Annotated in this window: 18 protein-coding genes; 9 read left to right on the forward strand and 9 right to left on the reverse strand. The window is 74.1% G+C overall.

The window, feature by feature from the left end; genetic code table 11:
- Positions 1-8: 8 nt before the first annotated feature.
- The 5 genes from ACMGFI_RS02955 to ACMGFI_RS02975 all read left to right on the forward strand — a co-directional run bounded on the left by ACMGFI_RS02955 (position 9) and on the right by ACMGFI_RS02975 (position 3,581).
- Positions 9-641, forward strand: a complete 633-nt coding sequence (locus ACMGFI_RS02955) for a Na+/H+ antiporter subunit E (RefSeq protein WP_436907210.1) — start codon at positions 9-11, stop codon at positions 639-641.
- A complete protein-coding gene (locus ACMGFI_RS02960; RefSeq protein WP_436907211.1) occupies positions 631-921 on the forward strand; it encodes an MrpF/PhaF family protein in 291 nt (96 codons plus the stop codon). The genes ACMGFI_RS02955 and ACMGFI_RS02960 overlap by 11 nt, the downstream gene beginning before the upstream one ends.
- Positions 921-1,277, forward strand: a complete 357-nt coding sequence (gene mnhG / locus ACMGFI_RS02965; RefSeq protein WP_436908833.1) for a monovalent cation/H(+) antiporter subunit G — start codon at positions 921-923, stop codon at positions 1,275-1,277. The genes ACMGFI_RS02960 and mnhG overlap by 1 nt, the downstream gene beginning before the upstream one ends.
- An 81-nt stretch (positions 1,278-1,358) precedes the next feature.
- On the forward strand, positions 1,359-2,126 hold the full coding sequence (locus tag ACMGFI_RS02970; RefSeq protein WP_436907213.1) for an SAM-dependent methyltransferase: 768 nt from the start codon (positions 1,359-1,361) through the stop codon (positions 2,124-2,126).
- 123 nt (positions 2,127-2,249) lie between these two features.
- Positions 2,250-3,581 (forward strand): glycosyltransferase family 87 protein, encoded by a 1,332-nt coding sequence (locus ACMGFI_RS02975; RefSeq protein ID WP_436907214.1) that lies wholly within the window; start codon positions 2,250-2,252, stop codon positions 3,579-3,581.
- A 115-nt stretch (positions 3,582-3,696) separates the two neighbouring features.
- Here the strand turns inward: ACMGFI_RS02975 and coaBC are convergent, their stop codons facing one another.
- The 6 genes from coaBC to ACMGFI_RS03005 all read right to left on the reverse strand — a co-directional run bounded on the left by coaBC (position 3,697) and on the right by ACMGFI_RS03005 (position 10,950).
- Positions 3,697-4,854 carry a bifunctional phosphopantothenoylcysteine decarboxylase/phosphopantothenate--cysteine ligase CoaBC gene (gene coaBC, locus ACMGFI_RS02980; RefSeq protein ID WP_436907216.1) on the reverse strand — a complete coding sequence of 386 codons (1,158 nt, stop codon included), beginning with the start codon at positions 4,852-4,854 and terminating at the stop codon, positions 3,697-3,699.
- A 313-nt stretch (positions 4,855-5,167) separates the two neighbouring features.
- A complete protein-coding gene (locus tag ACMGFI_RS02985) occupies positions 5,168-5,950 on the reverse strand; it encodes an NAD(P)/FAD-dependent oxidoreductase (RefSeq protein WP_436907218.1) in 783 nt (260 codons plus the stop codon).
- 44 nt (positions 5,951-5,994) lie between these two features.
- On the reverse strand, positions 5,995-7,458 hold the full coding sequence (locus ACMGFI_RS02990; RefSeq protein ID WP_436907221.1) for a hypothetical protein: 1,464 nt from the start codon (positions 7,456-7,458) through the stop codon (positions 5,995-5,997).
- A complete protein-coding gene (locus ACMGFI_RS02995) occupies positions 7,455-9,149 on the reverse strand; it encodes a DUF58 domain-containing protein (RefSeq protein WP_436907223.1) in 1,695 nt (564 codons plus the stop codon). The genes ACMGFI_RS02990 and ACMGFI_RS02995 overlap by 4 nt, the downstream gene beginning before the upstream one ends.
- The gene (locus ACMGFI_RS03000; protein WP_436907225.1) at positions 9,146-9,841 is read right to left on the reverse strand and encodes a DUF7269 family protein; all 696 of its coding nucleotides are present in this window, start codon (positions 9,839-9,841) and stop codon (positions 9,146-9,148) included. The genes ACMGFI_RS02995 and ACMGFI_RS03000 overlap by 4 nt, the downstream gene beginning before the upstream one ends.
- On the reverse strand, positions 9,838-10,950 hold the full coding sequence (locus ACMGFI_RS03005) for a DUF4129 domain-containing protein (protein ID WP_436907227.1): 1,113 nt from the start codon (positions 10,948-10,950) through the stop codon (positions 9,838-9,840). Before ACMGFI_RS03005 ends, ACMGFI_RS03000 begins: the two co-directional genes overlap by 4 nt.
- 94 nt (positions 10,951-11,044) lie before the next feature.
- On the opposite strand from ACMGFI_RS03005, the gene ACMGFI_RS03010 reads away from it, so the two are divergent.
- A complete protein-coding gene (locus tag ACMGFI_RS03010) occupies positions 11,045-12,106 on the forward strand; it encodes a M48 family metallopeptidase (protein ID WP_436907228.1) in 1,062 nt (353 codons plus the stop codon).
- 39 nt (positions 12,107-12,145) lie between these two features.
- Here the strand turns inward: ACMGFI_RS03010 and trpB are convergent, their stop codons facing one another.
- Positions 12,146-13,303 (reverse strand): tryptophan synthase subunit beta, encoded by a 1,158-nt coding sequence (gene trpB, locus ACMGFI_RS03015; protein WP_436907229.1) that lies wholly within the window; start codon positions 13,301-13,303, stop codon positions 12,146-12,148.
- Between the two features lie 167 nt (positions 13,304-13,470).
- Between trpB and ACMGFI_RS03020 the strand changes: the two genes are divergently transcribed.
- The 3 genes from ACMGFI_RS03020 to ACMGFI_RS03030 all read left to right on the forward strand — a co-directional run bounded on the left by ACMGFI_RS03020 (position 13,471) and on the right by ACMGFI_RS03030 (position 15,089).
- Positions 13,471-13,893 carry a universal stress protein gene (locus tag ACMGFI_RS03020; RefSeq protein ID WP_436907231.1) on the forward strand — a complete coding sequence of 141 codons (423 nt, stop codon included), beginning with the start codon at positions 13,471-13,473 and terminating at the stop codon, positions 13,891-13,893.
- Between the two features lie 98 nt (positions 13,894-13,991).
- The gene (locus ACMGFI_RS03025; RefSeq protein WP_436907232.1) at positions 13,992-14,456 is read left to right on the forward strand and encodes a DUF5518 domain-containing protein; all 465 of its coding nucleotides are present in this window, start codon (positions 13,992-13,994) and stop codon (positions 14,454-14,456) included.
- A 102-nt stretch (positions 14,457-14,558) separates the two neighbouring features.
- Positions 14,559-15,089, forward strand: a complete 531-nt coding sequence (locus ACMGFI_RS03030; protein ID WP_436907233.1) for an SRPBCC family protein — start codon at positions 14,559-14,561, stop codon at positions 15,087-15,089.
- Positions 15,090-15,125: 36 nt separating this feature from the next.
- Here the strand turns inward: ACMGFI_RS03030 and ACMGFI_RS03035 are convergent, their stop codons facing one another.
- A complete protein-coding gene (locus ACMGFI_RS03035; protein ID WP_436907235.1) occupies positions 15,126-15,794 on the reverse strand; it encodes a plastocyanin/azurin family copper-binding protein in 669 nt (222 codons plus the stop codon).
- 116 nt (positions 15,795-15,910) lie between these two features.
- Complete coding sequence (locus ACMGFI_RS03040; RefSeq protein WP_436907236.1) at positions 15,911-16,687, reverse strand: halocyanin domain-containing protein; 777 nt, start codon at positions 16,685-16,687, stop codon at positions 15,911-15,913.
- Positions 16,688-16,693: the final 6 nt, after the last annotated feature.

A 16,693-nucleotide genomic window follows, 5' to 3' on the forward strand; every position in this document is an offset into this window, starting at 1 on the left:
GTGAGCCGATGAGACGCTGGATCGGCGTCGGCGCCGGCCTCGCGGTCGCCTGGCTGTTCGTCCGCGGCGTCACGCCCGACGAACTGCTCGGCGAGTTCATCATCGGCCTCGCGGTCGGGCTCCCGATCGCCTACGCGTTCCGCCGGTTCTACCTGCCGGACCTGGCCCTGGGCGACCGCCTGCGCGGGCTCCCCTACGCCGGGATCTACCTGGGCCACTTCGCGAAGGAACTCGCGACGGCGAACGTCGACGTGGCCTACCGCGTGCTCGCCCCGTCGATGCCCATCGAGCCCGACGTGTTCGAGCTCCCGCTCCGGGTCGAGACGGACCTCGCGGTCACGACCATCGCCAACAGCATCTCGCTGACGCCCGGGACGCTGTCGATGGACTACGACGCCGAGCGCAACGCCCTGTACGTCCACGCCATCGACGGCCGCGACCGCGAGTCGATCGTCGACCCGATCCGCACCTGGGAGGACCTGGCGCTGCGGATCTTCGACGAGGACCGCGACCCCGGCGACCCCGTGCCGGACCCGGACCGGACCGAGTCGGAATCGACCGGCGACCACACCGGCGAGGACAGCCCGACCGGCGCGGGCGAACAGCCGGCCGACGCGGGGGGTGAGACCGATGGCGAGTGAGGTCCCCGCGTTCGTCGAGACGGCCGTCCTCGGCGGGCTCCTGCTGGCCAGCGGCGTGACGCTGCTGGCGGGCTACCGGGTCATCCGCGGGCCGACCGTCCCCGACAGGGTGGTCGCGCTGGACACCATCGGGACGAACGTCGTCGCCATCGCCGCGCTGTTCGCGCTCCAGACCGGGCGGGGTCTGTTCGTCACGGTGAGCCTCGTGCTGGCCATCATCGGCTTCATCAGTACCATCGCTGTCGCGCGGTTCATCACCGAAGGAGACATCATAGAATGATGCCGACCGTCCAGGCCGTCGTCGTGACCGCGCTCGTCGTCGTCGGGAGCTTCTTCCTCCTCGTCGGCACGGTGGGACTGCTCCGGCTCCCGAACGTCTACAACCGGATGCACGCCACCAGCAAGGCCGCCACGCTCGGCGCCTCCTCGATACTGCTGGCCGCGACCGCCTACTACGGCCCGGTCGGCCCCGGCCTGACCTCGCTGGTCGGGATCGTCTTCCTCTTCTTCACGGCCCCGACCGGCGCGCACGTCATCTCGCGGGCCGCCGGGAAGATGGGCGTCCCGTTCGTCGAGACCGCCGACTGGCCCGGGACCGTCCCCCTGCGCGACGACGAGGGCTCGAACGACGACTGAGTCAACGAGCCCCGGGCCGGAATTTGTTACCGTCTCGCATACCGCCCCGCCCCTTTTCACGTCCGGCGTCGATCCGCCGGTATGACCCACTGGACCGAATCGGTCTACCGCGAGAACCCCGAGGTGTTCCGTCGCCACCTCGAGGGCCGCCTCGACGACGCGGCCGAGGAGACCGAGGACCTGCTCGCCCTGCTGGCCGACCGCGGGATCGAACCGGCGTCGGCGCTCGACGTGGCCTGCGGCATCGGCCGCCACGCGGTCGAACTCGCCGAGCGCGGCGTCGCGGTCCGCGGGATCGACATCTCCGAGTCGTATCTCGACCGGGCGCGCGAGCGGATCGACGAGCGCGGGGTCGGCGACGCGGTGACCGTCGAGCGCGCAGACATGCGTGACCTCGCCGGGCGGACGGACGAGTACGACCTCGTCGCCAACATCTGGACCTCCTTCGGCTACTACGACGAGGCGACGAACCGCGAGATCCTGGCCGGCATGGCGGAGCGCACCGCCGAGGGCGGCGCGCTCGTCGTCGAACTGGTCAACCGGGAGGGCGTGCTCGCGGACTTCCGACCCGCCGCCGTCCCCGAAGACGACGACGCCCTCGTCGTCGAGTCCGTCGAGTACGACCCCGAAACCGCCCGCATGGAGACGACCCGCCGCGTCTTCGCGGAGACCGACGAGGGGTACGACTACGAGGGCGAGATGGTCTACGACGTGCGGCTGTACGCGCCCGCCGAGCTCGCGACGCTGTGTCGTGACGCCGGCTTCGGGTCGGTCTCGCTGTACGCCGGCCTCGACGGCGCCCCCCTCGAACGGGAGTCGACGCGCCTGGTCGTCGTCGCCGAGCCCTGAGCGACGCCGTCCGGCGTCGCGCCCGCGGCCCTCCTGCGCCCGCGGAACCGCCCGACTGCGGTGGATCAAAGAGCCGTTTGATTCGAGAGAAGACATTCATCAGACCGGACAGTACCGGCGGATATGTCGATCCTGGGACGGCTGTGGGCGCGCCGCCGCGAGCGCCCGGCGCTGGTCGCCGTCGCCGCACTCCTCGCGGTCTCCCTGTCGGCCTACCCGGTCCTCGACTGGTGGTTGCGGGCGAACGTCGAGTTCGCCTCGGCGTTCCGGTTCGGCGACTTCGGCGCCTACACCGGCGCCGTCGACCGCTGGCGGGCCGGCGAGCCGCTCTACCGGCGGACCGAGGACGGCGGGTTCTGGGGCACGTACCTCTACCCGCCCGTGGTGGTCCTGCTGTTCTGGCCGTTCGAGGCGCTGCTGGCGTTCCGCGACGGGGCGATGGCCTGGCTGCTCGCGAGCGGCGTCTTCCTGTGGCTCGGCCTCCAGGCGCTGGTCGCGGCGCTGGGCTACGACCCCCGGTGGTACGAGCGGCTCGGGCTGGCGTGGCTCCTCGCGGGCTTCCACCCGGTCCTCCTGACCGCGAAGCTCGGGCAGACCGCGCTGTTCATGGGCGGACTGCTCTCGTTCGCCGCCGCGGCGCTGGTCCGGGACGGGCGCTCGCGCCGGAAGGCGGCCGAGGCATCCGACGCCGACCCGTGGGACCGCCCGCTCGCGCTGCTCGCCGGCGCCGCGACGGCCGCCGTCGGGGTCGTCAAGTTCGCCTACGCTCCCGTCGGCGCGCACCTCCTCCACGACCGGCGGCGGCTGGTCGGCGCGCTCCTCGCGGTCCCGCCGGTCGCCTGGCTGTCGATCCGCTTTTTCGGGGTCGGCGCGCACCTGACCTACCTCGACGTGCTGCGGTGGGGCGTTGCCCAGGGGAGCGACGGCGCCCGCTCGCCGACGCTGTGGCTCGCGCCGTACTACAAGCCGCTGGCGTGGCTCCCCGCCGCGCAGGTGTTCCGACTCGCCGCCTCCGCCGCCACCGCTGGTCTCGCCGTTCTCGCACCGCAACGGGCCCGCCGGGAGGTGTTCGCGCTCGGCGTCGCCGCCGTCCCGCTCGTTACCCCCCAGACGTACGCCTACTACTTCGTCGCCCTGCTACCCGCCGCCGTCGTCCTGCTGGCCGGCGAACTCGACGGCGACGGCTACCCCGAACTCGTCCTCCTGGGCGTCCTCCTGGTACACTTCCACTCCTACGGGCTCCGGTTCCTGGTCGTCACCGTCCCGAACGCCGTCCCCGCGTTCGAGGCGCTGCGGCCCGTCTACCTGCTCCTCCAGCCCGGCCTGTGGGGCAACGCCGTCCTCGTCGGCCTCGCGGCCGTCCGGGTCGTTCAGGCCACCGACCTCCCCGAACTCGCGGCGGACCGCCTGCCGGCCGGGGACCGCTCGACGGCCGGTCCGACGGACGGCGACTGAAACGCACTGGACCGGGCGGAAAACCGAACCGCGTCATACGGATTGCTGTAAGTCATTACCGTATCGACCGCCCGCTGTCGGGCGGTCGTCGCGGTAACAGTCACAGCAATCCGTATCAGTCGAGTTCGGCGGCGAGTTCCTCGGCGATCCGGGCGCCGAGCCCGGCCTTCTCGCCCTCGTACTCGGTCACGCCGTCGGCGCGGACGAGAAGCGCCCGGGTTCGGTCCTCGGCCATCACGCTCGCGTCGTTGCCGACGACGAAGGCCGCCCCCGCCCGCTTCAGCAACTCACGGGCCCGCGAGACGATGGCGTCGTCGTCCCCGCCGGTCTCGGCCTTGAACCCCACGATGGGGAGGTCGGGGTGCTCGTCGCGAACTGCGTCGACGAGCTTCGGCGTCGGTTCGAGTTCGAGCGTCAGCGACTCTGCGCCCGACCGGATCTTCGACTCGCGGCGCTCGACGGTGTAGTCGGAGATGGCCGCCGCCGAGACGAGCGCGTCGGCGCCGTCGGCCGCGTCGCGCGTCGCTTCGAGCATCTCCGCGGCCGACTCGACGGACTCGACGGCGGCGTAGGGCACGTCCGCCCCGTCGTGGACGAGGGTCACGTCGGCGCCGCGGACGTAGCAGGCGCGGGCGACGGCGCGGCCGGTCTTGCCCGACGCGCGGTTCGAGAGCGTGCGGATCGGGTCGATCGACTCCGTGGTGGCGCCGCTGGTGACGACGACGCGGCGGCCGGCGAGCGGGTCCGGCGTCGCCGCGCGGGCGGTCGCCAGCGCGATGGCGTCCGCCGTGGCGATCTTGGCCTTGCCCTCCTCGATTCGCGGGTCGACGAACTCGACGCCCCACGACTCGACGCGGTCGATGGCCGCCAGCACGCCCGGGTGGTCGTACATCGGCTCGTGCATCGCGGGCGCGACGACGACCGGCACGTCCGCGCCCAGGGCGGTCGTCGCGCACGTGGTGACCGGCGTGTCGTCGACCGCCGCCGCGATCTTGCCGACGGTGTTGGCCGTCGCCGGCGCGACCAGCAACACGTCGGCCCATCCCTCGCGGCCGCAGAGTTCGACGTGTTCGACGGCGCCGGTGATCTCGGTGACGACCGGCTCGTCGGTGGCGAACTCCAGCGCCCAGGGGTGGACGATCCCCTCGGCGGCGTCGGTGGTGACGGCCCTCACCTCGGCGCCGCGACGGCGCAACTCGTGGGCGAGTTCGACCGTCTTCACCGCGGCTATCGAGCCGGTCACCCCCAGCGCGACGTTGACGCCGTCCAGCATCGCCCGCACCTTCTCGCCGCCGCGACTTATAAGGGGCGGCTCGCGCGGCCGCGAAGCGGGCGAGCGCGGTCCGAGAAACCCAACGCTCGACGGGTCGAGAGACGAGAGCGGGGACCGAGAGGGGGGAGAGTGGGTGCCCGATCCGATGGGGGATGCCTCTGACACCCATCGGATAGTCGTCGCGAGCGACCTATTCAGTGTTCCGTTCGTTCACCGGCCGCGCACGACCGCGAAATCGCGGATGTCTGGCGCTCCGGGGCCGCTGCGACGCGATTCTCGGTCCCGCCGTCCCGCCGGCCCGGTCGCGGCCGCGTCACTCCTCCGTCACGCTGGGGTGCATCGTCGGCTCGTCGGGGTGGGGGTCGGCGACCGACTCGCGGATGGCCGCGCGGGCCTCGTCCTCGCGGCGGCGCCGCTCGGCCTCGTCGATCTCCTCGCAGCCCGGCGGAACCTCCCGGTCCCGGCCGGTGAAGTACCCCTCCGGGGCGACCCAGTCGTGGTAGAAGGGGCGGTCCGAGTCCTCGATGAGAGTGATCGCCACCTGGGCGCCGTGGCCGGCCGCGACGACCGCCTGGTGGTACTGCTTCGCCAGGCGGCCCGCCGCGTACAGCCCGTCGACCTCCGTCCGCCCGAGGTCGTCGACCCCGACGAACTGCTTGGACCCGCGCTGGACCAGCGACACGTCGAGTCCGTCGAGATACGACGGGTCCGACCACGACGCCGCGACGACGTAGGTGGCCGTGAGCGCGTCGCCGTCCGCCAGCGAGACGGTGAACCCCGCCACCTCGTCGGCCGGGCCGAGGTCGCCGTCCCCGGGGTAGGAGGGGTCGTCGGGGTCGAGCGGTGCGACCCGCTCGACGCGGGCGTCGGTGAACCGGACCCCGTTGCGCTCGGCCTGTTCGCGCGTCGAGTCGAGCAGCAGCCGCGGGTTGACGCCGGCGGGGAAGCCCGGGAAGTTCTCCAGGTGGGCGTTGCGCCGGAGGATCGGTTCGCCGGTCGAGACCACGCGGGTGTCCAGGCCCGCGCGGGCCGTGAACAGCGCCGCCGTCAGGCCGGCCAGGCCGCCGCCGACCACGAGCACGTCCTCGTCGGTCATGGGCGTCGGTTCCCCGGGCGTCGGGTTAAGCGATGCGGCCGCGGCTACTCCCGCAGCGCGACCGCGAAGGCGACGACCGACACCATCACCAGCGCCAGCGCGACCGTCGCCCGCTCGTCGGACACCCGGAGCGGGACCGCGAGGTACCCGACGACGAGCGCGACGGCGGTGGCCGCGACCAGCACGCCCCCGGTCGCGGTCGCGTGGACCAGTTCGGTCCGCGTCGGCGGCCGAACGCCGCCTAGGTCCCGCTCGAACCCGTCGGCGTGGACGCCCAGGTCCCAGACAGCGAGCGCGGCCGCCGCGGCTGCCACGACGACGAGCGTCGGGAGCGCGTCCGCGAGCAACGCCGTCCCGACCAGCACGAGGCCGGCCCCGACCGCGAACGCGCCCGCGCGCGGAGCGACCTTCGTCGCAGCGAGGCGCAGGCCGTGGACGAATGCCAGCGTCGCGACGAGCGCGCAGATGGCGCCGACGAGCGCGGGCACGACCACGGTGATCGAGTTCGGGACCGCGACTCTGCCGACCGGGAAGTCGACGGCGCGCGCGACGGCCGCGAGAGCGCCCCCGGCGACGGCGACGGCCACGGCCGCGAACCCGCCGGCGGCGTAGGCCACGGTGTCGCCCGGCGAGGGGCCGGTCCAGAAGACGACCGCGCGGTGGACCGCCGGCGCGGCGGCCACGCACAGCGACACCGCGGCGGCGGCCCCGAGCGCGGCGTGGACGGCGCCGCCGAGCAGGACCGCGTCGACGACCCGCGCGACCAGGGGCCGGGCGGCAAGCGCCGCGGCGACGGTCTCGCGGACGAGCGCCGACGCGCCGAACAGGCCGACGACGACCAGCGCCGCGACGTACCACCGCGGCACGTCGTCGACGGTCAGCCGGAACGCCGCTGCGAGGTCGCCCTCCGGGCCGGCACGGCCGGGCACGAGGGTCTCCAGCGCCCGCGCCGCCCGGTCGGCGGCGAGCCCGGCCGCGAGCGCGGCGACCTGGAGCCAGACCGCCGCCAGGACCGGCGTCGCGGTCGCGCCCGCGAACGCCCACGCGGCCAGCCCGGCCGCGAACCCGGTGCCGACCAGCAGGTACCACGTCACCGCCAGCCCGAGCGCGACCAGCGCGACGAACCCCGACTCCGAGGCGACCCGGGTCAGCCGACCGGGCGCGTCGCCGGCGGCGCCCGCCAGCGCCGCGACCGCGCCGGCCGCGACCCCGGCGAACAGCACCGCGTGACCGACCCGTCCCGTCGTCACTGCGAACCCGCCGACCGCCACGATCCCCGCGGACCCGACCAGGACCGCCACGCTCCCGAGGGCGAGCCGGCGGGTCCGGGAGGGGTCGAGCGCGCCGACGCCCCAGCCGAATACGAGGGCGCTCGCGACGCCGGCCGCTCCGAGCCGTGCGGGGCCGGAGAGCGCGACCGCGACCAGCGTCACGCAGGCGGCGACGGCGAGGGCGCCGCGGGCGGAGACGACGCCGGCCCGCGGTGGGTCGTCGCTCGTCGCGCTCATCGCTCCCACCTCGCGGCCGCACGGTCGACGGCGGCCTGGAGCGGTTCGTCGGGCGACCAGTCGACGACCCGCGCCCGCTCGGTCCCGGTGAGCGACCCGACCCGCTCGGCCCGCTCGATCCGCTCGACCGCGGTGCCGACCGTTCCGCGGTCGGTCAGGTCCGGGCTGACGACGGTCGTCGCGTGCTCGTGGGCGACCAGCCGCTCGACGGCCCGGACCGCGGCGTCGTCGAGCAGCGGCGAGACGAACACCACCTGCGCGCCGGCGGGCACCGCGTCGGCCAGCCGGCGGTTCGCGCCCGGGAGCCGCGGGAGCGACCGCCCCGGACGGCCGGCCGCGCCGGCGTCGCCGGTCGCCGCCGCGAACGACCGCCCGACGGTCACGTCCAGGTCGTCCACCGTGACGCCGAGTTTCGTCCGCAGTAGCGCTCGCAGGCGCAGCGACTGCTCGGTTCCGGTCGCCGGTTCCAGCGTCCCGTCGGTCCCGAACCGGCCGCCCCGGGCCGCCGAGAGGACCGACGCGCCGACCGCCGTCCCGCTGTCGAGGAGGTCGTCGGCGAGCCGGACCGCGGCGTAGCCACAGAGGTCCCGCGCGTCCGTGTCGCCCGGCGCGGCCCGCCGCTGGAGCCGGCCGTCGACGACGGCGACGACGGTCGCCGCCTTCGACTCGCGGTAGGTGACCGTCCGGAGCTCGCCCGTCGACGCGAAGCGGTTCCAGTCGACCCGGCTCGCCGGGTCGCCCGACGCGTACTCGCGGGTGGCGTAGAACTCGACGCCCTCCCCGCCGGAATCGGTCTCCACCCGGCCCGCGCCGATCCCGGTCTGGGCGGCCAGCGGCAGCGAGTCGACCGGGGTGTGACAGACCAGCGACTGCTCTGCCTCGAAGACCGTCCGCCGGACGGCCTCGCCGACCGCGCTCCGCGCGGCGACGGTCACGTCGCCGAACTCGTGTCGCCCCCGTGCGGCCGTCAGATCGTAGGTTAGAGTCGCCCGCTCGCCCGCTTCGAGCGTCGCCGCGCCGCGGGCGTCCCCGTCGACCACCGTCAGACCGGCGGGCGGGTCGTCGGCGACGCGCACGTCGGCCAGCGGCCGGTCGCCGGCGTTGCGGACCGCGACCGTCACGGCGAGGCGGTCGCCGGGGTCGGGGTCGACCGGGTCGACGCGGCGGTCGACGACCAGCGACGGCGACGGCGGCCGCGACAGCGACGCGGCGCCCGCGTACGCGAGCCCGACGACCGCGGCCAGGAACAGCCCCGTGTTCGACAGGAAGACGCCCAGCGCGACCGCCGCGAGCGCGAACGCCGCGCCCGCGGCCCAGCGGTTCTCGACGCCCGCGACCGTCGTCTCCGCCCCGGTCGTCGCCGCCAGCGTCTCGGCCGACCCGTCGTCCGCGAGCGGGGCGAACTCCCGCCCGTCGGCGTCGGCGTCGGCCGCCGCCGTCTGCGCCTCCGCGTCGGCCTCAGCCGCCCGGGCGTTGGCGTCGGCCTCCGCTGTCTGTTCGTCCGAATCGGATTCGAGTATCTGGGCGTCCGCGTCGGCGTCTGCCGCCCGCGCGTCCGGTTCGGCGTCGGCGGTCGATCCGGTGTCCGCGTCGGGTTCACCCGTGCCGGGTTCGGCCGTTCCGGACTCGGTCACCTCGGGTTCGTCGGCAACCTCGCGTCCGTCGGCGGTCGTCTCGCCGGCGTCGCTCACGCCTCGGACACCTCCGTCTCGACGCCGGTGACGGCCGCCAGCTCCGCGACGGTCGCCTCGACCCGCCGGCGGTACGGGTCGCCGCTCGCCCAGTCGGCTACCCGGACGCGCACCGGCGCCGTGACATCCTCGCCAAGGTAGGCCGCCGCGCGCGGGTCGTCGGTCCACTCGCCCGTCTCCAGCAGTTCCACCGCGTCCTCGGCGTCGGCGCCGGTCTCCGATTCGAGCACCTCGACGGCGAGCTCGCGGACCCGGTTCTCCACGTCGACGCGCTTCCAGCCGTCCCTCGACGCTTCGGGGTCGGTGAGCGCGTCGAGCGCCCCGTCGACGTCCTCGCCGACGAGGTGGTCGACGGCGTCGTCGCCGTCCCCGGGCGGGGGTAGCGTCGCGTCGCCCGACTCGGCGGCCGTCCGGCTCCGCCACAGCGACCACGCGCCGAGGACGAGCGCGAAGTGCGCGACGAAGTAGACGAGCGGACGGGCCGGCCAGACGACCGCGGCGACCGCGTCGGCGAAGCGCGGTCCGCCGACCCCCGCGACGAGCGCCAGCGCCGTCGCGAGCGCGACGACGCCGACGAATCCGGCGCCGAACCGGACCCGCCGCCCGCCGAAGTCGCGGTCGAGGTCGAAGTCGAGCTCGAACGAGGAGGGGTTCCGGTCGCGGTCGGGGCCGACGGACGGCGGGGCGTTCATTCCTCGTCCTCCCGCCGCGCGAGCACGGCCCTGGCGGCCTCGACGGCGGTCCGCGTCCGGTCGTCGGTCGCCGGCGCGCCGCCGTAGCGCACCTCCCTGAACACGTCCCTGAGCCGCTCGACGGGCTCGCTCGGGTCGCCGCGGTCGACCGCCGCCCGCGCCAGCTCGCCCGGCGTCCGCGCCTCGGGGTCGGCGACCGGGAGCGGGTCGGCGAACGCCGCCCACGCGTCCTCGACGGTCCGGATCGGGTCGTCGCCCGACTCCGGTTCGACCGCGGCGGCCGCCCGCGCGTCCGCGTCCGGTGCGCGCCCGCCCGCGACGCCCGAGCCGCCACCGCCCAGCCCGGACAGGACGCCCGACACGGACAGGAGCGACCCGCCCGAGACCGAGAACAGGCCGCTCAGCCCGGCGAACAGCCCGCCGGTCGCCGCGCGCGAGCCGTCGAGGACGGTGGCGAGCCCCGAGACCGCGTCGCTCGCCACCGAGCCGGTCGTCGACAGCAGGCGCGCCGTCCCCGTCGACGCGCCGACGAGCGCGACCATCGTCGCCTGGGGCACCCGCTTGACCAGCCCGGCGGGCGAGACGCCGCCGCCCCCGCCGAACGACCAGGGCAGGGTGAACGGGCCGAGGCTCGACCCGCCCCCGGAGCCGCCGCCCGAACCGAAGGACAGTCCGCCGAGCGCCGCCGCGCCCGCGAGTGCGACACCGACGCCGGCGATCGACCACAGCACCAGCCCGAAGCCGCCACCGCCGCCGTCGCCCCCGTCGGCGGGGACAGGCGTCGGAGAGGGCGTCGGCGTCGCGTCCGGCGTCGGGGAAGGCGTCGGTCCGTCGTCGACGACGGTCGACGGGACGGTCGTCGCGGTCTCCGGCGCGTCGTTCGCCGTCTCGGGTGCGTCGTCATTCGCCGATCCCGGCGCGTCGGTCACCGCCGGACCGGCCGCGTCGGGCGTCGTGTCGGCGACCCCGGCGGAGCCGCCGGCGCCGATCAGGTCCGTCTCGTCGGCGGGCGCCGAGCCGAACCCGGAGGCCGGGAAGAGGGCGCCGCCGAGCGCGACGGCGAGGACGGCCAGCGCTACGAGGACGGTGCGGGGACCCGTCTGCTTCACATCGGACAGTCGGGACAGCCCGTCAAAACCTTTCCGTCCGGCACACAGTTCAGCGACCGCACAGCTTTTGCCCCGCCGGCGAGTACCGGGCGGCGTGTCCCTCCCGAGCGACCGCGGGCTCGCGGTCCGAATGGCGGCGGCGCTGGCCGTCGTCGTCGCCGCGAACGCCCTGTTCGCCGGCGTCGTGCTCGTCCTGGCGGCGCCGTGGCTCGGCGCCGCCGCCGAGCGGGCCGCCCGGGCGGTCGGCGTCCCCGGCTCGGTCGCCGCGCTGTGGTGGCTCCCGCTGGCGGCCGCGCTCGTCGCCGCCAGCGTCTGGGCGCAGCTGCGCTACGTCCGCCGGGAGACGCTCGCCGCCGTCGACGCCGAACCAGTCGACCCCGGGACCTACCCGGACCTGGACAGCCGGCTCACCCGGCTGGCCGCCCAGGCGGGCGTCCCCGCGCCAGACTGCTACGTCGTCGACAGCGAGACGCCCAACAGCTTCGCGGTCGACGGCGCCGGCCCGCCCGCCGTCGTCGTCAGCACCGGCCTGCTGGCGACGCTCGACGGCGACCGGCTGGACTGCGTGCTCGCCCACGAACTCGCCCACCTCCAGCACCGCGACGCGACCGTCATGACCCTCGCCTCGTTCCTCCCGGCGCTGACCGGCGACCGCTACTCCCTCCTGGACTCGCTCGGCCCGTGGGCGCGTAGCCGCGCCGTCTGGGCCGCCGGCGTCGCCGCACTCTACCTCCTCGGCGCCGTCGCCACGGGGACGAGCCCGTTCGACCCAGGCTACGCGCTGGGGTTCGCCGGCGGACTCGCCGCCGCGATCGTCCTCGGCGGCGTCGCCCTGGGCGTCTTCGCGACGGCGACGACCGCCGTCGCCCGCCGACTGTCCCACTACCGCGAGTTCGCGGCCGACCGGGCGGCCGGCGAGCTCACCGGCGACCCCGCTGCTCTCGCCGATGCGCTCGCGACCCTGGACGACGAGACGGCCGCGGCCCCGACCGTCGACAAGCGCCTCGCCTACGACGAGGTGCGCGGGCTCTGCCTGCTCCCGGCGGGCTTCGGGACCGACGAGCCCGACCCCGACGAGTTCCACGTCGAGACGCGGTCGCACCCGCCGACCGACGAGCGGGTCGCGCGGCTCCGCGGCCTCGTCGACCGGCAGTGAGAGCGGCGGTGCGACCGCGGGCGGGCGACCGCCGAACCGTCAGGACAGGTCGAACTGCTCGGCGGCGGTCTCCATGTCCTTGTCGCCGCGGCCGCTTAGATTGACGAGAATCGTCTCGTGGTCGGTCTCCTCGGCTACCCGCTTTGCCATCGCCAGCCCGTGGGCCGTCTCCAGCGCCGGGATGATCCCCTCCTCCTCACTGAGCGCGCGGAACGCTTCGAGCGCCTCCTCGTCTGTGATCGCCCGGTACTCGGCTCGCCCCATCTCGCGGAACATGGCGTGTTCCGGGCCGACGCCGGGGTAATCGAGGCCCGCGGAGACCGAGTGGACCTCGGTGTCGTCGTCGATGACGCGGGTCTTCATCCCGTGGAGCACGTCCTCGCGGCCGTCGTCCAGCGGCGCGGCGTGGCGGCCCGAATCCGCCCCCTCCCCGCCGCCCTCGCCGCCGTAGAAGGCCACGTCGTCGTCGCGGAACGCGTGGAACAGGCCGATGGCGTTCGACCCGCCGCCGACGCAGGCGACGGCCGCGTCGGGCAACTCGCCCGTCCGCTCGCGGAACTGCTCGCGGGCCTCGCGGCCGATGACCGACTGGAACTCCCGGACCATCCGCGGGAACGGGTCCGGCCCCACCACGGAGCCGACGAGGTAGTGGGTGTCGTCGATGTTCTCGACGAAGTCCTCCAGGGCGGCGTCGACCGCCTCGGAGAGGCCCTGACCCTCGCGCTCGACCTCGTTGACCTCCGCGCCCATCAGGCGCATCCGGAAGACGTTCATCCGCTGGCGCTCGACGTCTTTCTTCCCCATGTAGATCTCGGTGTCGAGGTCGAAGAGGGCGCCGACCATCGCCGTCGCCGTGCCGTGCTGTCCGGCGCCGGTCTCTGCGATGAGCCGCGACTTGCCGGCCTTCTCCGCGAGCAGTGCCTGCCCGACGGCGTTGTTGATCTTGTGGGCGCCGCCGTGGAGCAGGTCCTCCCGCTTGAGATAGATCTCCGCGCCGTAGCGCTCGCTGAGGTTCTCCGCGTGGTAGACCGGCGTCGGCCGCCCCGCGTACTCCTCCAGGACTGACCGAAACTCCGCGCGGAACTCCTCGGTCTGTGCCACCGTCTCGAAGGCGTCGGCCAGTTGCGCCAGCGGCTCCTGCATCGGTTCCGGGACGTGTCGGCCGCCGAACTCGCCGAACTCCTCGCTGTCGCTCATACGCCCCCCTGTCCACGCTCTCGATAATAGGTCTGTCGGGCCGGCGCGGCGAGCGCGTCGGGCCGCCGCCCCCGGAGTCTCCGGGCGGCCACCGCGGGTCCCGTCCCCGTTCTCAGCGAGGGGGAACGGCCGGAGGCGATTATACCGTCGGCGGCGAACGGTCGGGTATGCACTACCTCGTCGCGACCGACGGGTCGACAGTCAGCGACCGGGCCGTCGAACACGCCGCCGACGAAGCGAGCGTCCGGGACGCGGACCTGGAGGTCGTCCACGTACTGACCCCCGAGACGAAACTGGTCGACGGGGACATCGTCCTGCCGGGCGAGGCTTCGGCCGTCGACCACGCCGAGGAGATCCTCGACGCCGCCGTCGAGACGGCCGCGGACGCCGCCGAAGGCGGTGACATCACGATCGAGACGCAACTGTTGACCGGCCGGCCGGCGACCGCGATACCCGAGTACGCCGAGAACGCCGGCGTCGACGCCATTTTCGTCGGTCACCGCGGCCGCTCCGAGACGCCGGGCGCGGTCGGGAGCGTCGCCAAGAGCGTCATCGACAGGGCGTCGGTCCCCGTGACCGTCACGCGGTGACTGCCGACGCGGCCGGACGCAGAATATCGGGCCACAGAGCTCGCAATGGGGACAAACTGGCACATAGCTTTATCGTGTGAGCGAGCGTATACTTCCTCATGGCTACGAGATCCGACTCGTTCGTCGAGCGCCGCGAGGGTGACTTCTGGGTAAACGCGCTGATCGGCGCGGTCGTGATGGTGGTCCTGTCGTGGATCCCGTTCGCGACGGTGCTGGGCGGCGGCGTCGCGGGATACCTCCAGCGGGGCACCCGCACGGAGGGCGCCAGGATCGGCGCGGTCTCCGGACTGATCGCCGCCGTGCCCGTCTTCGCGGTGCTCCTGGGAGTGTTCAGCGTGTTCAGCTTCGGCGCAGTCGCCGGCGGCGAGGCGTTCGGGGCCGCCGTCTTCGTCGCGATCGCCCTGTTCGCGCTCGCGGTCACCGCCGCGGTCGTCGCCGGGACCGGCGCCGTCGGCGGCTACCTCGGCGTCTACCTCCGGGAACGCACCGACGAGGACACCGACGACCACGGCCCGGCCGCCGTCGACCCGACCGTCGAGGCCGACCCCGAGACCGCGCCCTGAGCGGCGACAGACCCCGTTTTCCTTCCGACATCGTTCCGTGCCACCGTCGAAGCGGAGCGCCCGCCGGCGAGGCTATTAGTACCAGCGGGCCCCAGGGCGGGTGTGGACGAAGTCGAGGTCAGCACGGTCATCCACGTGCCGCCCGCGGAGGCCTACGAGTTCATCGTCGACTTCCCGCGGTACGCCGACTACTCCGAGTACCTCGAGGAGGTCCGTCGCGACGGCGACGGCTCGCCCGGTACCCGGTACGCACTGCGCTTCGCCTGGTGGAAGCTCACCTACACCGCCCACACCGAGGTGGTCGACGCCGACCCGCCCGAGCGCCTCGACTGGCGCGTCACCAGGAACATCGACGCCGACGGCCACTGGCGCGTCGAGGAGGCGGCCGGCGAGGCGCCCGACGGGGTCGAGGCGGCCTCGCGCGTCTCCCTGCGCATCGAGTACGACCCCGGCTCGGTCAACGCCGGCAGCATCGACCTCCCGCGATTCGTCTCGCTGTCGTGGGTCGTCGAGAAAGTCAAACCGCTGATCCAGAAGGAGGCCGAGCGGGTCGTCGAACGGATCGTCGCGGACATCGAGGGCCAGCCCCGCGAGGTCGACCTGACGGTCCACACCCGCCCGGACGCTATCTGAACTGCCGCCGAACGTCGACAGTCAAGAGCTGCGAGCCTACTCGTCGTACTCGCCGTAGTCGCCGCCGTACTTGATGAAGAAGTACGCGAGCCCGAGCGTCGCGGCCATCCCGAAGCCGGTGGCGATGCCCAGGGACTTCGCCGCGGCCGGGACTTCCGGGCGTGAGCCGCCGCCGCCACCCGTGTCGAGTTCCTCGGTTTCCACGTCGCTGCCGACGGCGATGGCGCCCTTCATGCCCTGGCCCTCGTGGGGAGCGCAGTTGTACGTGTACATCCCGCCGGTCTCCAGCGTGACCTCGTAGGTCTCGCCCTCGGCGATCGTCGCGAACTCGCCGCCTTCCGTGCCGGCGAGGCCGCCGCCCTCGGGCTGTTCGGTCGGCTTGACGTTGTGGCCGGGGGAGGCGAACTCGAAGACGACCGTCGTGCCCGAGTCGATCCAGATGTCGGTCGGTGCGAACGCGAAGCCGCCGGAGCCGACGCCGACCTCGACGGTCGCCTCGGACTGGCCGCGCAGGTCCTCGTAGCTGCCACCGTTCGCGTCGCTGACGTAGGATGGGAAGACGGGCTTGACGTTGCCGCCGCCACCGCCGCCGGAGTCAGTCCCCTCCTGGCCCGCGGCGGTGCCCGCCCCGGCCGCGACTGCTGTGGCGCCTGCGCCGGCGCGCAGGAACGCCCGCCGTGACACGTCCGCGCTCTGGTCGCTCATGCCCGGCCGTATGGACCCGCCCGTAGTGAATCCACCGGAACGGCGCCGGACGCACGGCGATATCTCCCGGGCCCGCTGTACACCGCAAAAGTCGTCGCTGAGGGGGTCTCAGCCTATCAGGCCTCCTCGAACTCGCCGTAGTCGCCGCCGTACTTGATGAAGAGGTACGTCAGCCCGAGCGTCGCGGCCATCGCGACGCCCGTGGCGACCCCCAGCGTCCGCGCCGCGTCGGGTACCTCCGGGATCCCCGGGCCGCCCCCGCCACCGCCGCCGGTGTCGACCGTCGGGTAGTCGGTCCCGACGACGACCGCCCCCTTCATCCCGAGCTGGACGTGCGGCTCGCAGACGTACGGGTAGATGCCGTCCTCCTCGAAGGTGTACTCGAACGGTGAGGCCCCCTCGCAGCCGGGCTCCCCGGAGTCGAAGACCTCCTCGTCCTCGACGACGTTGTGCGGACAGCCCTCCCCGGTCCACGTCCAGGTGAGCGTCGCGCCGTTCTCGACGTGGACCGCCGGCGGGCCGAACCCGAAGGCCCCGCCGTTGGCCTCGGTGCCGACCTGGACCTCCGGGTCCGACTCGCCGCGCAGGTCGACGACCTCGCCGGTGTAGTTGCCGACGCCCTCGAACCAGCCGTCGAAGTCCGGCTGGCCGCCCCCGCCACCGCCGGCGGTCCCGTCGCCCGGAGTCCCGTCCCCGCCGGCGGCAGTCCCCTCACCCGTCGCCGTGCCGGCCGCCGTCCCGCCGTCGGTCGCGGTCGCTGTTCCGTTTCCCGTCGCCGTCCCGCCGTCGTCGGTCTCGGTCTCCTGCGCGACCGCCGGTGTGGCCGCCGCTCCGGCCGCCCCGGCGCCGGCGAGACCCGTCACGAACGCCCGTCGCGTGGTCTCTCTGGTCATACCCGT

This window comes from Halosimplex marinum (assembly GCF_051414075.1).
Classification (GTDB): Archaea; Halobacteriota; Halobacteria; order Halobacteriales; family Haloarculaceae; genus Halosimplex; species Halosimplex marinum.